Source organism: Oscillibacter acetigenes, from assembly GCF_025567605.1.
Lineage (GTDB): Bacteria > Bacillota > Clostridia > Oscillospirales > Oscillospiraceae > Oscillibacter > Oscillibacter welbionis.
Map to the genome: position 1 here is coordinate 65,636 of NZ_JAOQKG010000008.1, position 12,777 is coordinate 78,412.

Sequence of the window (12,777 nt, forward strand, 5' to 3'; positions counted from 1 at the left end):
CATGTTGCACGGGGCCGTCCCGGTCAGACGGTCTCCGCCGGACCAGCCCAGCGGCGGGCGTAGTCCCAGATATCCAGCATCCGCCCCTCCCGGCAGAAAGCCCTGTGGTGGACGGCGGTGCGGACAAAGCCCAGCCGCTCCAGAATTCGGACGCTGGCGGTATTCTCTGCCACCGTGTCTGCCAGCACCAGGGCCGGTGCCAGCCGTTCCAGGCGCCGCAGTGCCTCCGCCGCAGCCGCAAGTCCCAAGCCCCGGCCCCAGCAGGCGGGCAGCAGCTGGTAGAACAGCCCATAGATCCCGGCGGCCGTATCCACCGGCGGGCAGCCGGCCAGTCCCCGGAATGCCGTCCCCTCCCGGAGGGCAAAGACCGTGGGGAACGGCAACCCCCGCTGGCAGTCCAGCAGGTGTTCCAGCCGGTCTGCCGCCCCCGCCTCCGTGCAGGGGGCAGCAATGTTGGTCCATCGGATCACCGCCGGGTCGGCCCACAGAACCGCCGCCTCTGGGAGATCGTCCCAGGACAGCGGCTCCAGTGTCAGAGCGGGTATCATACAATCCGCCTCCCATTCAGCACCGCCCGGTCCAGCCGGTCTCCCTGGTATTGGAGCTTCAGGGAGAAGAAGGGGACGTTCTCCTCCAGCAGGCGGAGGAAAATTTTGTCCCCCTCCCACATGGGAAGGCCCCGCAGCTCCGCTTTTTTAATCCAGGCCAGCTCTCCCTCATCGCAGGGGTGGGGCGTGCCGGTCCAGCCAGTGGCGGTGAAGAGGTGCATATACTCGGTGGGTGCCTCATCGGACACAAAGGTCACCAGGCCCCGGTAGCGGTAGTCCGTCAGCGTCAGGCCCGTCTCCTCCCAGGTCTCCCGGAGGATGCAGTCCTCGGGGCTCTCCCCATCTTCGAATTTGCCGCCCACGCCGATCCATTTGTCATGGTTCAGATCGCCCTTCTTTTTCACCCGGTGGAGCATCAGGTAAGCGTCGCCCCGCTCCAGATAGCAGAGGGTGGAATTGATCATCTGCCATCCCCCCTTCCGTGATCCTTGAAATGGTGTTATCCTATTATAGTTCATTGCCATGGAAAAAGAAAGCCTGGTTTTTTTCGTGAACCCCCTTGACCTTGCCGCAGCGTCAACTGTTATACTGCCAATCGACAGGAGGGATCTCTATGGAATACACCGTCAAGGCGCTGGCCGATCTGGCCGGCGTCACGCCCAGGACTCTGCGCTGGTATGATCGGATTGGACTGCTGAAACCTCTGCGGACCACGGAGGCCGGATACCGCCTCTACGGCCCAGCGCAACTGGATCGCCTGCAGGACATCCTGTTCTACCGGGAGCTGGGACTGGACCTGGCCTCGATCCGGACCATTCTGGACGACCCGGCCTTTGACCGCCAGGCGGCGCTGCAGAGCCACCTGGCAGAGCTGGAGGCCCGTCGGGCCCGACTGGACGATCTGATCCTGACTGTCCAGCGAACGATTAACGACATCAAGGGAGGAACGAAGATGACCGATCAGGAGAAATTTGAAGCCTTCAAGCGCCGCACGGTAGAGGCCAATGAGACCGCCTTCGGGCAGGAGATCCGGGAGAAATACGGAGATGAGGAGATGGACCGGGCCAACGCCTGCGTCCTGGCGCTGACCCAGGAGGAGTATGCCCAGTGGAAGTCCCTGGGGGGTGAGATCCACACCGCTCTCGTCACAGCCGTGAAAGCAGGGGCGGACCCCGCCGGGCCGGAGGGCCAGCGGATTGCGGCGCTCCATCGGCGGTGGCTGTCCTACTCCTGGGAGTCCTACACGCCCCAGGCCCATGTGGGCCTTGCAGAGCTGTATGTGTCCGATCCCCGGTTCACCGCCTACTATGACCGGGAAGTCCCCGGCTGCGCCGCCTTTCTGCGGGATGCCGTCCGGACCTACACCGGCGCGTAAGGAAACAGGGCCGCCCCATAAGGGGCGGCCCTGCCGCTTTGATTTGGAGTGGATTTACTTCTTGCCCATGCTGCGGATGGCTTTTAAGACCTGAATGACCACCATGGAGCCGAAGGCCAGCCCCACAATGCAGCCCACCAGTCCGATAGACAGCTCCGCCACCTGGAACAGAGGCTCCAGCGGTGGGATCAGCAGCACGGCCGCCAGCAGCAGCGCGCCGACGGCGAAGGCGCCCAGCAGGAACTTGTTGTTCCAGAAGGCCCGGGTGAAGAGCACCGGATGGCCGGACTTGCAGTTGACGCCGTGGAACAGGCGGCTCAGGCATAGGGTGGCAAAGGCCATGGTGCTGGCCACGGCAGCGCCGCCGCTGGCCAGGCCGATGTGGAAGGCAATGATGGTGGCCAGGGCGATCACCAGGCCCTCCGTGCCCACGCTCAACAGGAAGGGCTTTGTCAGGATACCCTCGCTGCGGGGACGGGGCTTTTCCTGCATCACCGCGTCACTGTGGGGCTCCAGGCCCAGGGCGATGGCGGGCAGGGAGTCCGTCAGGAGATTGATGAACAGCAGGTGTACCGCTGCAAAGGGCACCGGCAGCCCCGCGAGAGAGGCATACAGTACCGTCAGAATGCCTGCTGTGTTGCCGGAGAGCAGGAACTGGATGGCCTTCTTGATGTTGGTATAAACATTCCGGCCGTTCTTGACGGCCTGGACGATGGTGGCGAAGTTGTCATCCGTCAGCACCATACCGGCAGCGTCCTTGGCCACCTCGGTGCCGGTGATGCCCATGGCCACGCCGATGTCCGCCTGCTTCAGGGCCGGGGCGTCGTTGACGCCGTCGCCGGTCATGGCCACCAGATTGCCCCGCTCCTGCCAGGCCCGGACGATGCGGATCTTGTGCTCCGGGGACACCCGGGCATACACGCTGACCCTGGGTACGAACTCCCGCAGTTCCTCATCGCTCATGGACTCAATAACGGCACCCTCCACGGCCTCGGTGCCGGGGGTGAGGATGCCGATCTCCTTGGCGATGGCGGAGGCGGTGACCTTGTGGTCGCCGGTAATCATGATGGGCCGGATACCGGCGGCGATGCACTCACCGACGGCCGCCTTGGACTCCTCCCGGGGCGGGTCCATCATGGCGATGAGGCCCAGGAACTGGAGGTCGTTCTCATCCTCCAGGCCGATGGCGGGGGCGGTCAGCATCCGCTTGCCGAAGGCCAGCACCCGCAGGCCCTGCTGGGACAGCTCCTCGTTCATCCGCTCGATCTCCGCCTTCTCCTCCGGAGAGAGGCGAGTGCGGCCCAGCATCACGTCCACGGCCCCCTTGGTCAGCATGGTCAGGCCGTCCGGCAACTGGTGGACTGTGCTCATCAGCTTCCGGTCGGAGTCAAAGGGCAGCTCCGCCAGACGGGGATACTTGCCCCGCGCCTCCGCCTCGTCGAAGCCGTAGCTCTCGCCCAGGCGCACCAGGGCGGTCTCTGTGGGGTCTCCCACCTCTCCGGATTCGTTCACCGTGGCGTCGCTGCATAACAGGGCGGCACGCAGCAGCTCCCGCTGTTCCGGGCGAGAGAAGTCCGCCCCGTCCGCCGGGATGATCTGGCCCCCGGTGCAGAGCTTCTTCACAGTCATCTTGTTCTGAGTCAGGGTACCGGTCTTGTCGGAGCAGATGACGGACACGCTGCCCAGGCCCTCCACCGCCTGGAGCTTGCGGATGATGGCGTGCTCCCTGGCCATCTTCTGGGTGCCGAAGGACAGTACGATGGTGACGATGGAGCTGAGGGCCTCCGGAATGGCGGCCACTGCCAGGGCCACGGCAAAGAGGAAGGCGTTCATCACATTCTCGCCCCGCAGGAACACACTGACGGCAAAGAGGAGGGCGCAGATGACCAAAATGCCGATGGAGAGCTTGCGGCCGAACTGGTCCAGGCTCACCTGAAGAGGGGTCTTTTTCTCCTCCGTGCTCTTCAGCAGGGCGGCGATCCTGCCCATCTCTGTGTGCATACCGGTGGATGTCACCAGGAACCGGGCCCGGCCGTAGGTGACGAAGCAGCCGGAGAACACCATGTTCTTGCGGTCTCCCAGCGGCACGTCGCCGTCGATGTCCGCCAAGTCCTTCTCTACCGGCAGGCTTTCGCCGGTGAGGGCGCTCTCCGCGCACTTCAGGCTGGCGCACTCCAGCAACCGGCCGTCGGCGCAGATGGAGTCGCCGGCCTCCAGCACCACCACGTCGCCCACGGTGACCTCCCGGCCGGGGAGCTGGACCACCTGACCGTCCCGCACCACCTTGGCGGTGGGGGCGGACATCTGCTTCAAGCTGTCCAGGGACGCGGTGGCCTTCACCGTCTGCACCGTGCCCAATATGGCGTTCATGGTGATGACCGCCAGGATGACCGCCATGCTCTCCACATCCCCCAGGATGGCGGAGACGACGGCGGCTAAGATCAGAATGATTACCAGAAAGTCCGCGAACTGCTCCAGAAAAATCCGCAGGACGCTCTTCCTCCCGCCCTCCTGCAGCTCATTGGGGCCATAATGCTCCAGGCGGCGGGCGGCCTCCGCGCCAGTCAGGCCCTCCGGGGTGCTGCTCAACTCCTGAAACAGCTCTTCCCGGCTCTTCTGCCAGATAGTCTTTTCCGTTTTCATAAAACTCCTTCTTTCCGGCAAGACGCAAAAAAGACGAGACTTTTGCGTCAATGCCTCTGCATTGATACAAAAGTCTCGCCGTTTCAACCCGAAGCGGGGCCGAAGCCCGTACTGACGCCGTTGGGTACACAATCAAATGTGCCAGCTACTCCCTTTTGGTACTGAAGGCACTATACTCCATTTTCCCCACATTGTCAATCCCTAATCTTCCACTATTTTCATTTTTTCCGCCGGTCAAACAGCCAGCCGATGCCCATGACCGCGGCGTACACCACCAGATAGTACAGCACGGTCACTCCATACCCGGCAAAGGCGGCATACACCATAAAAGCACAGGCGCACAGGGCCAGAGCCGGCATGACGAACCGCCGGAAAGGGTTCAGGTCCGTGCTCTTCCGCATGAATTGAATGAACATGGGCACATACATGCCGTACAGGGTGATGATCGGCAGCTCCGAGGAGTCGAAGCTGAAGGCGCCGAACCAGGGTCCGCCCACATTGGCGCCATAGAAGTACACCAACCACAGTGCGGAGAGGCCCAGGCTAACCAGGGCGGAGTTGCCCGCCATATTGGTCACCGGGTCCACCTGGCGGAACAGCTCCGGCATCGGTCCTTCGTTCCGGACCGCCAGAGCGTACATCCCCCGACAGCAGGAGAGCGTTAAGCCGTTCAGGGTCCCCAGGCAGGAGATGACGATCAGCACGAACACCACTGTGCCCGCCGTCTCCCCGAACACCCGCTGGAAGGCCATCTTGGCCGCTGCCTCGCCGCTGGCCATCAGCTCCTCCGTCGTCACTGCGCCGGTGAGACCGATGTAGTAGAGAATATAGGTGAGCACCACGATAAAAGAGCCCACCACCAGGGCTCGGGGCAGGGTCCGCTTGGCATCCCGCAGCTCCGCGTTGATGGAGGTAGCCAAGATCCACCCCTCATAGGCGAAAGCTACCGCCACGGTAGAGGCCATCAGCCCCTCGCCGGTGGAGATGGCGCCGGTACTCATGGTGGCGAAGTTCTCCGCCATGCGGCCGTTCATCATGCCCACCGCCGCGCCGCAGGCGGCCATCAGCGCCAGGGGGATCATCTTGATAACAGTGGTGGACACCTGGAACCTGCCTGCCAGCCTGGGTGCCAGGGCGTTGAGCACGTGGTCCAGGCACAGCATCGCCCCGGCGATGGTCATGCAGGCGCCGCCGGTGATGTCCCAGCCCAGCAGTACACAGAAGTACCGGGCGGAGATCCAGGCCAGGGCGGACACCAGGCAGGGCGTGTACAGCACTGCCATGAACCAGCCCACGTAGTAGGCGTACCGCCGCCCCACGGTGGCCTCGGCGTAGTCCACCAGGCCGCTGACCTTTTCATACCGGGTGGCCATGGTGGCGAACACATAGGAGCAAATAATCATGATGGCGCCCACGATTCCCCACGCCAGGATCCCCAGAGGCATGTTGCCCTTGGTGGCCTGGAGCACCTTTTCCGCCTTGAAAAACACACCGGAGCCAATGACGATTCCCACTACCATGCAGATGGCCGTGGGCAGGCCGTACCGCTTTTCCATGGCTCTCCCCTTTCTCTATTTAAAGCTTTCCTGTGGCATCCCTTTAAAGGGCAGTAGAAGAAGGATACCACAACTCTGCACAAATTGCAATCTATTTTCTGCGCTTTTCGACAGCAGTATGCAAAAAAAACGCCCCCATTCCGGGGCGTGTTTCTTTGGTCATGCTGTGATCTTTTTTGTAAGCGCCGAGCTGCTTGCTCTCCCATTACTTGGAACACAATGTCCCGCATCCGGTCCCGGGTGTCGCATCCCCCAGCCGCTTGGCGCGGCCGGGGGCCCTGCATCTCACTGGTGCGGGCAGGCAGAGCCCGCCCGCGCCAAGGTCCCTGCTCCGCCGGAACGCTTGAATGCCGGACGCTCGGCACCCACGCTGCACTCACTCTCCCATCACTTGGAACACAATGTCCCGCACCCGGTCCCGGGTGTCGCACTCGATGAGGGTCAGGTTCTGCCAGGGCCCTACGGTGATTTTGCCGTTCACAAAAGGCACCGTGATGAAGGGGGACAGCAGCGCCGCCTTGATGTGGGAGGATCCATTGTCGTCATGCCAGGTCTCATGATGCCAGTAAGGCACCACCCGCCCCTTCTCATCCAGATAGGGGGAGAACACATCCAGCGCCGCCTTCAGGTCGTGGTTCACAATGCCCGGCTCGAACTCCAGGGTCGTCAGGCCCGCCACGCCGCCGGTGGTGAAGCCGGTGACCGTCCCGGCAGAGATGCCGTGCTGCCGGCATGCCTCCTCCACTGCGTGCTGAAAGTCCTCCGTCACGTCGATCATGCCCATGTGGGCCTTGGTGTGGTATGTCTTTTTCTCCGTGTAAACTGCCATCTTCCATGCCTCCTCTGTTTTTTGCATTGTAACACAGTTCCGCCCATGTTACAATGGGAGAAGAGCATTCCCCGCCCTCCGGCGGGAGAGAGGAGGCAGCCGCCCATGGAGTGCGGAATCGTCACCGTGGACCTCCACGGCAGGAACACCTATCAGGCCAAGGTCACGGTGGATGCCCTGCTCCGCCGGGCCGGGGCCGGGACGTACCGGCTCCGCCTGATCCATGGCTGTCATCAGGGCACGGCCCTGCGGGACTTTCTCCAGGTGGAATACGGGCACCACCCGCAGGTGAAGCGCCTGCTCCGCTCCCCCGACGGGGGCGCCACAGATCTGGTGCTGCGGGAAATGACGGAATGATTGAGGAGGTGCGCCTATGCGCATTGCGCTGATCCAGATGCCGGTGCTTCCAGACAAAGTGAAAAATATCCAGACCGCCTGCGGCAAAATCCGGGAGGCGGCCAAGAATGGAGCGGACTTCGCCGTGCTGCCGGAGATGTTCTGCTGCCCCTACGACAACAGCTGCTTCGGCGCCTACGGCGAACCGGAGGGCGGCGAGGCCCAGACGGCCCTGTCCCACCTGGCAGCGGAGCTGGGGCTCTACCTCGTGGGCGGGACTGTGCCGGAGCTGTCGGAGGGCCGGATCTACAACACCAGCTACGTCTACGGCCCCGACGGCCGCCAGCTGGCCAAGCACCGGAAGGCCCACCTGTTTGATATCGACGTCCAGGGGGGACAGCGGTTCCGGGAGTCGGACACCCTCTCCCCGGGAAATGCCATCACCACCTTCGAGACGGCCTTCGGCACCATGGGGCTGTGCGTCTGCTTCGACCTGCGGTTCGAGGAGCTGGCCCGGTGCATGTGCCTGCGGGGGGCAAAGGTGATCTTCGTGCCGGCGGCCTTCAACATGACTACCGGCCCCGCCCACTGGGAACTTCTCTTCCGCCAGCGGGCAGTGGACAACCAGTGCTTCACCGTGGGGGTCTCCCCCGCCCGGGACGAACAGGGCTCCTACGTGGCCTACGGCAACTCCATCGCCGTGGATCCCTGGGGCGCCGTGCTCTGCCGGGCCGGGGCGGAGGAGACAACCCTGTACGCGGACCTGGACGTGGAACGGCTGGAGGCGGTACGGGCCCAGCTGCCCATCCTCTCCGCCCGGCGGACGGATCTGTATGAGGTGCGGGAGAAGTGAGCGGCACAGTCTTCGGCGCATTCTATGACGTGGTCCGGCGGATCCCCGCCGGAAGTGTGTCCACCTACGGCCAGGTGGCGCGGCTGGCCGGGATGCCACGGAGCGCCCGGCTGGTGGGATATGCCATGGCGTCCTGTCAGGACCCAACCGTGCCCTGCCACCGGGTGGTGGACCGCTTCGGCGGCACCAAGGCGGCCTTCGACACCTTTGCCCCCGGCACCCAGCGGGCCCTGCTGGAGGCGGAGGGTGTGGCCTTTCGCCTGGACGGCACGGTGGATCTGGAACAGTGCCTCTGGACACCGGAATCATAAAAACATGAGGAGAGCGGCTTTTGCCGCTCTCCTCTGCTCGTTTCTCACAGCTTCCGGCTGTTGTATGCCTCAATGCCGTGGGCCAGGACCTCCATGGCCCGCCGCAGATCCGCCTGCTTCAGGATATAAGCCAGCCGGACCTCGTCCCGGCCCTTGCCGGGGGTGCCGTAGAAGCCCTCGCCGGGTGCGAACATGACGGTCTCCCCGTTGTCCTGGAACTCCTCCAGCAGCCAGGTCTGGAACTTGTCGGTGTCATCCACCGGCAGCTTGGCCATGAGGTAGAAAGCGCCCTTGGGGCACTCGCACACCACGCCGGGGATCTGAGATAGGCCCTCCATGCAGGTATCCCGCCGCCTGTGGTACTCCTCCCGCACGGCGGAGAAGTAGTCGGAGCCTACGCCGTACAGGGCGGCAGCGCCCAGCTGGTCCAGCGTGGCCGCGCACAGGCGTCCCTGGCAGATCTTCAGGGCCTGGGCCATCAGTTCCCGGTTCCGGGACACCAGGATGCCCACCCGGGCGCCGCAGGCGGAGAACCGCTTGGAGATGGAGTCCACCACCACCACGTTCTCGGCCGCATCGTCAAACTGGGCCATGGAGGCCAGAGGCTCGCCGCCGTAGACGAACTCCCGGTACACCTCGTCGCTGATAAGGAACAGGCCGTGCTCTTTGGCGATGTCCGCCATCAGGCGCATCTCCTCCGGGGAGAGGACCACGCCGGTGGGGTTGCCGGGGTTGGTCACCAGGATGGCCCGTGTGTGCTCGTTGATCAGGGGCTCGATTCGCGCCCGGTCGGCGTAGCGGTAGCCCTCCTCCGGAGTTGTGGGGATAGGCCGGATCACGCCGCCGGTGACACTGACAAAGGTGTTGTAATTGGGATAGAAGGGCTCCGGGATCAGGATCTCGTCTCCCTCGTCCAGAATGCAGGTCAGGGCCATCTGCAGCGCCTCGCTGCCGCCGGCAGTGGCGTAGATGTCCGATTGCTCCAGGTGGATGCCCAGGTTGGCGTAGTAGCCCTGCACCGCCGTCAGAAACTCAGACACGCCGGGGGCCGCCGCATAGGCCAGCACTGGGTCCTGGAAATTCTTCACCGCGTCAAAGAAGGCCTTGGGCGTCTCAATGTCCGGCTGGCCGATATTCAGATGATAGATCTTGCGGCCCTTGGCCTCTGCCGCCAGCTCATAGGGCAGAAACTTCCGCATGGGAGAGAGCTCACACCGCTGAATCTTGCTGGAAAATTTCATAAAAAAGACCTCCTTGGTCGGATTTTGTAATCTCATTTACGGCGGCCGGCAATAAAAAACGCCCCTGACATCTCTGTCAGGGGCGAACATTCCATTCCGCGGTACCACCCTGATCTGCCTCCGAATGGGAGGCATCTCATGTCATCCGGTAACGGGGATGGGCCGTTCCGCTCCTCGCGGACTGCTCCAGAGTGGCTGCCGTGCGGCGTGGGCTGGGGGCTTGCACCGTCTCCCCCTCGCTTCTAAGCCGGTTTCGCAGGGCTGGCTCTGTCATCGCGTTTATGATAGTCCCATTATACGTCTTTGCGGGGATTTGTCAAGCAGAGGTTTTCAGAAATCTCCGCTGAAGGCCTGCATCCGTCAGGTCTCCTCTTCCGTCGGGAAGGGAGGCTCGTCCGCCTCCGGGGCGGGCGCGCCGCCCATCTGCATCTCCTGCCACTGGGCACGGGTGATCAGCAGCTGCCTGGGCTTGGAGCCCTCGAAGGGCCCCACGATGCCCCGTTCCTCCATCTGGTCCACCAGGCGGGCGGCCCGGGAGTAGCCCAGCTTCAGCCGGCGCTGGAGCATGGAGACAGAGGCCTGCCCGGTCTCCAGCACCACCTCCACGGCGGCGGGGAGCAGCTCGTCCCCCTCGTCCTCTCCGGCCTCCGGCGCCGCGGCCGCGGCGCCCTTGCCGCCTTTCTCCTTCTCCTGCATGGACTCCTCGATCTTGGCCATGACCTCATCGGAGTAATGCGCCTCACCGGACTGCTTCACGAACTCCACCACCCGTTCGATCTCCTCCGGGGAGATGAAGCAGCCCTGGACGCGGGTGGGCTTGCCCTGGCCCAGGGGAGCGTAGAGCATATCGCCCTTGCCCACCAGCTTCTCCGCGCCGGTGTTGTCCAGGATGATTCTGGACTCCAGAGAGGATGCCACAGCAAAGGCGATGCGGCTGGGAATGTTGGCCTTCATGAGGCCGGTGATCACATCTGCGGAGGGCCGCTGGGTGGCGATCACCAGATGGACGCCGGCGGCGCGGCCCATCTGGGCCACCCGGCAGATGGACTCCTCCACCTCCTTAGCAGCTACCAACATCAGGTCGGCCAACTCATCAATGACCACCACCACGCTGGGCAGCGTCTCCAGGTCCTCACTGGCCCGGGCCAGGCGGTTGAACTCCTCCAGCTTCTTCACACCATGCTCAGAGAAGGTCTTGTACCGCTTCATCATCTCGAACACCGCCCATTGGAGGGCACCAGCGGCCTTTTTGGGATCCGTCACCACCGGGATCAGCAGGTGGGGAATGCCGTTGTAGGGGGCCAGCTCCACCATCTTGGGATCCACCATGATAAAGCGGACCTCATCCGGGGTGGACTTGTACAGCAGCGACACAATCAGGGAGTTGGTGCACACGGACTTGCCGGATCCGGTGGTGCCGGCGATCAGCACGTGGGGCAGACGCTCGATATCCCCCACGATGTTCCGGCCGCCGATATCCCTTCCCAGGGCGAAAGCCACTTTGGACTTGTGCTCTGTGAACTCCCGGGACTCGATCACGTCCCGGATCAGCACCGGCGTCACCTGCTTGTTGGGCACCTCGATGCCCACCACGGAGATCTTGTCCGGAATGGGGGCGATCCGCACGCCGGAGGCCCCCAGGGCCAGGGCGATATCATCCGACAGGTTGGTGATCTTGCTGAGCTTCACGCCCTGGTCCAGCACGAACTCATACCGGGTGACGGAGGGGCCGTGGACCACGTCTCCGGCAGTAGCGTCCACACCGAAGCTGGTGAGGGTCTCCGCCAGGCGGCGGGAGTTGTTCCGCAGCTCTGCGCCGGTCTCGGCATAGTTTTCCTCCCGGCTCTCCTGCAGCAGGGTAATGGGGGGGAACTGATAGGTGTCCGCATCCTCCGTCAGCTTCTGCTCAATCTCCGCGGTCACCGCTGCCGTAGCAGCGGCTACCTCCTGGGCCACGGCCTTCTTCCCCGCCGCCGGGGCAGGCGGGGCGGCAGGCGCCGCGGGGGCGGGCTCCGGAACGGATACCTCTTCCGCCACGGGCGCCGGGGTGGGAGCGGCCTTGGCGCGGGCCGGAGACGGCGCAGGTTCCAGCGCCGCCTGCTCCGCCTCCTTGTCGGAGAGCACCTGGTCCGGCGTCTTCATCTTGTCGGACTTATGCCGGAAGAAGCCGGTAAACCGGCCGGACTCTTCCTCCGGCTGTGCGGACGGCTCCTCGCCGTCCAGGGGAATGTCGATGGCGGGCCTGCTCTGGCGCTCTCCCCGCCGCTGGGGCGGCTCCGCAGGAGCGATGTGGACGGCGGGCGTAGGCTCCGGCTCCTCCTCGTACTCCGGCCGGTTCCGTACCATCTCCAGAACGGCGGAAGGCGTCACATGCAGGGCCGCCAGCAGCAGAACCGCCAGCAGCAAGCCGAAGAGGAAGAGAGACACCACCTTGGAGACCGCCAGCACCGCCGCCTCCGCCAGCAGGCCGGAAACGGCGCCGCCCGCCTTCAGGGCAAGGCCCGCCGTCCAGAGATTCTTCAAAACGCCCCAGCCGTTCAGCGCATAGTCTCCCCCTGCGAAAATGGTGTGGAACAGCGCTCCTGCCAGCAGCGGCAGCAGCAGGGCGCAGGTGGCCCGCAGGGTGACCGGGCGGCCCCGGTGCAGCAGCAGGATCCCTCCTGCCAGCAGCATGGCAGGGCCGGCCAGCCAGTAGCCGTAGCCGAACAGTCCCTTCAGGAGCTTGGCCAGCAGGTCGATGAGGATCGCCTGCACGCCGCAGTAGCTCACCAGCACACACAGCGCCAGCACCAGCAGTATCACGCCCCCCACCTCCCGGCGGATGGGACGCTTCTGAGGCTGCTTACCCTTGGCCGTGCGTGAGCCGGAGCGGCTGCCGCTCTTTTTCGTTGTCGTCTTCTTCTGCGTTGAGGATGCCATGCTTCTCTCCTTCGAGGTTCCAATCTCCTTTGTTTACCGTCAATGCAGCGCAACGGAGATGCGCCGCAAAATCTTCGGTTTTCCAGAGGCCCTTTCCTGAGCGGCCTGGCCGAACCTGCCCGTTCCAGGGTCTGGCTCCGCCGGACGCCTGATGCCGCTTCCGCCG

11 protein-coding genes are annotated in these 12,777 nt (G+C 64.1%); 4 read left to right on the forward strand and 7 right to left on the reverse strand.

Translation table 11 applies throughout. The annotated features are described in order from the left end of the window. Nucleotides 1-23 precede the first annotated feature (23 nt). Entirely contained in the window at nt 24-548 is a 525-nt protein-coding gene (locus OCV80_RS15450) for a GNAT family N-acetyltransferase (protein ID WP_256264439.1), read from the reverse strand. Further along, complete coding sequence (locus tag OCV80_RS15455) at nt 545-1,012, reverse strand: NUDIX hydrolase (RefSeq protein WP_025545201.1); 468 nt, start codon at nt 1,010-1,012, stop codon at nt 545-547. The genes OCV80_RS15450 and OCV80_RS15455 overlap by 4 nt, the downstream gene beginning before the upstream one ends. A gap of 149 nt (nt 1,013-1,161) precedes the next feature. Here OCV80_RS15455 and OCV80_RS15460 point away from each other — a divergent pair, with 149 nt between their 5' ends. Beyond that, nucleotides 1,162-1,923, forward strand: a complete 762-nt coding sequence (locus tag OCV80_RS15460) for a MerR family transcriptional regulator (RefSeq protein ID WP_021747370.1) — start codon at nt 1,162-1,164, stop codon at nt 1,921-1,923. A 54-nt stretch (nt 1,924-1,977) separates the two neighbouring features. Here the strand turns inward: OCV80_RS15460 and OCV80_RS15465 are convergent, their stop codons facing one another. The 3 genes from OCV80_RS15465 to OCV80_RS15475 all read right to left on the reverse strand — a co-directional run bounded on the left by OCV80_RS15465 (nt 1,978) and on the right by OCV80_RS15475 (nt 6,951). Beyond that, nucleotides 1,978-4,566: a cation-translocating P-type ATPase gene (locus tag OCV80_RS15465; protein ID WP_136891631.1), complete on the reverse strand. Its 2,589-nt coding sequence runs from the start codon at nt 4,564-4,566 to the stop codon at nt 1,978-1,980. A 218-nt stretch (nt 4,567-4,784) separates the two neighbouring features. After that, nucleotides 4,785-6,122 carry an APC family permease gene (locus OCV80_RS15470; RefSeq protein WP_119310787.1) on the reverse strand — a complete coding sequence of 446 codons (1,338 nt, stop codon included), beginning with the start codon at nt 6,120-6,122 and terminating at the stop codon, nt 4,785-4,787. A gap of 376 nt (nt 6,123-6,498) precedes the next feature. Then, a complete protein-coding gene (locus OCV80_RS15475) occupies nt 6,499-6,951 on the reverse strand; it encodes a YjbQ family protein (protein WP_025545446.1) in 453 nt (150 codons plus the stop codon). A gap of 105 nt (nt 6,952-7,056) precedes the next feature. On the opposite strand from OCV80_RS15475, the gene OCV80_RS15480 reads away from it, so the two are divergent. From OCV80_RS15480 to OCV80_RS15490, 3 genes are read left to right on the forward strand one after another with little or no spacing between them, the layout of a single operon-like run. Then, entirely contained in the window at nt 7,057-7,308 is a 252-nt protein-coding gene (locus tag OCV80_RS15480; RefSeq protein ID WP_025545444.1) for a hypothetical protein, read from the forward strand. A gap of 16 nt (nt 7,309-7,324) precedes the next feature. After that, nucleotides 7,325-8,140, forward strand: a complete 816-nt coding sequence (locus tag OCV80_RS15485; RefSeq protein ID WP_119310786.1) for a carbon-nitrogen hydrolase family protein — start codon at nt 7,325-7,327, stop codon at nt 8,138-8,140. Next, nucleotides 8,137-8,451 carry an MGMT family protein gene (locus OCV80_RS15490; protein ID WP_021747376.1) on the forward strand — a complete coding sequence of 105 codons (315 nt, stop codon included), beginning with the start codon at nt 8,137-8,139 and terminating at the stop codon, nt 8,449-8,451. Before OCV80_RS15485 ends, OCV80_RS15490 begins: the two co-directional genes overlap by 4 nt. Nucleotides 8,452-8,495: 44 nt before the next feature. Here the strand turns inward: OCV80_RS15490 and OCV80_RS15495 are convergent, their stop codons facing one another. Together OCV80_RS15495 and OCV80_RS15500 are read right to left on the reverse strand one after the other, a co-directional pair. Next, nucleotides 8,496-9,692, reverse strand: a complete 1,197-nt coding sequence (locus tag OCV80_RS15495; RefSeq protein WP_036629202.1) for a pyridoxal phosphate-dependent aminotransferase — start codon at nt 9,690-9,692, stop codon at nt 8,496-8,498. 360 nt (nt 9,693-10,052) lie between these two features. After that, entirely contained in the window at nt 10,053-12,611 is a 2,559-nt protein-coding gene (locus OCV80_RS15500; RefSeq protein WP_136891629.1) for a DNA translocase FtsK, read from the reverse strand. Nucleotides 12,612-12,777 lie beyond the last annotated feature (166 nt).

Bases quoted from the DNA above. Each gene is read 5' to 3' on its own strand.
- OCV80_RS15450 (WP_256264439.1), bottom strand. From the start codon at position 548: ATGATACCCGCTCTGACACTGGAGCCGCTGTCCTGGGACGATCTCCCA.
- OCV80_RS15480 (WP_025545444.1), top strand. From the start codon at position 7,057: ATGGAGTGCGGAATCGTCACCGTGGACCTCCACGGCAGGAACACCTAT.
- OCV80_RS15455 (WP_025545201.1), bottom strand. From the start codon at position 1,012: ATGATCAATTCCACCCTCTGCTATCTGGAGCGGGGCGACGCTTACCTG.
- OCV80_RS15495 (WP_036629202.1), bottom strand. From the start codon at position 9,692: ATGAAATTTTCCAGCAAGATTCAGCGGTGTGAGCTCTCTCCCATGCGG.
- OCV80_RS15475 (WP_025545446.1), bottom strand. From the start codon at position 6,951: ATGGCAGTTTACACGGAGAAAAAGACATACCACACCAAGGCCCACATG.
- OCV80_RS15500 (WP_136891629.1), bottom strand. From the start codon at position 12,611: ATGGCATCCTCAACGCAGAAGAAGACGACAACGAAAAAGAGCGGCAGC.
- OCV80_RS15465 (WP_136891631.1), bottom strand. From the start codon at position 4,566: ATGAAAACGGAAAAGACTATCTGGCAGAAGAGCCGGGAAGAGCTGTTT.
- OCV80_RS15460 (WP_021747370.1), top strand. From the start codon at position 1,162: ATGGAATACACCGTCAAGGCGCTGGCCGATCTGGCCGGCGTCACGCCC.
- OCV80_RS15470 (WP_119310787.1), bottom strand. From the start codon at position 6,122: ATGGAAAAGCGGTACGGCCTGCCCACGGCCATCTGCATGGTAGTGGGA.
- OCV80_RS15485 (WP_119310786.1), top strand. From the start codon at position 7,325: ATGCGCATTGCGCTGATCCAGATGCCGGTGCTTCCAGACAAAGTGAAA.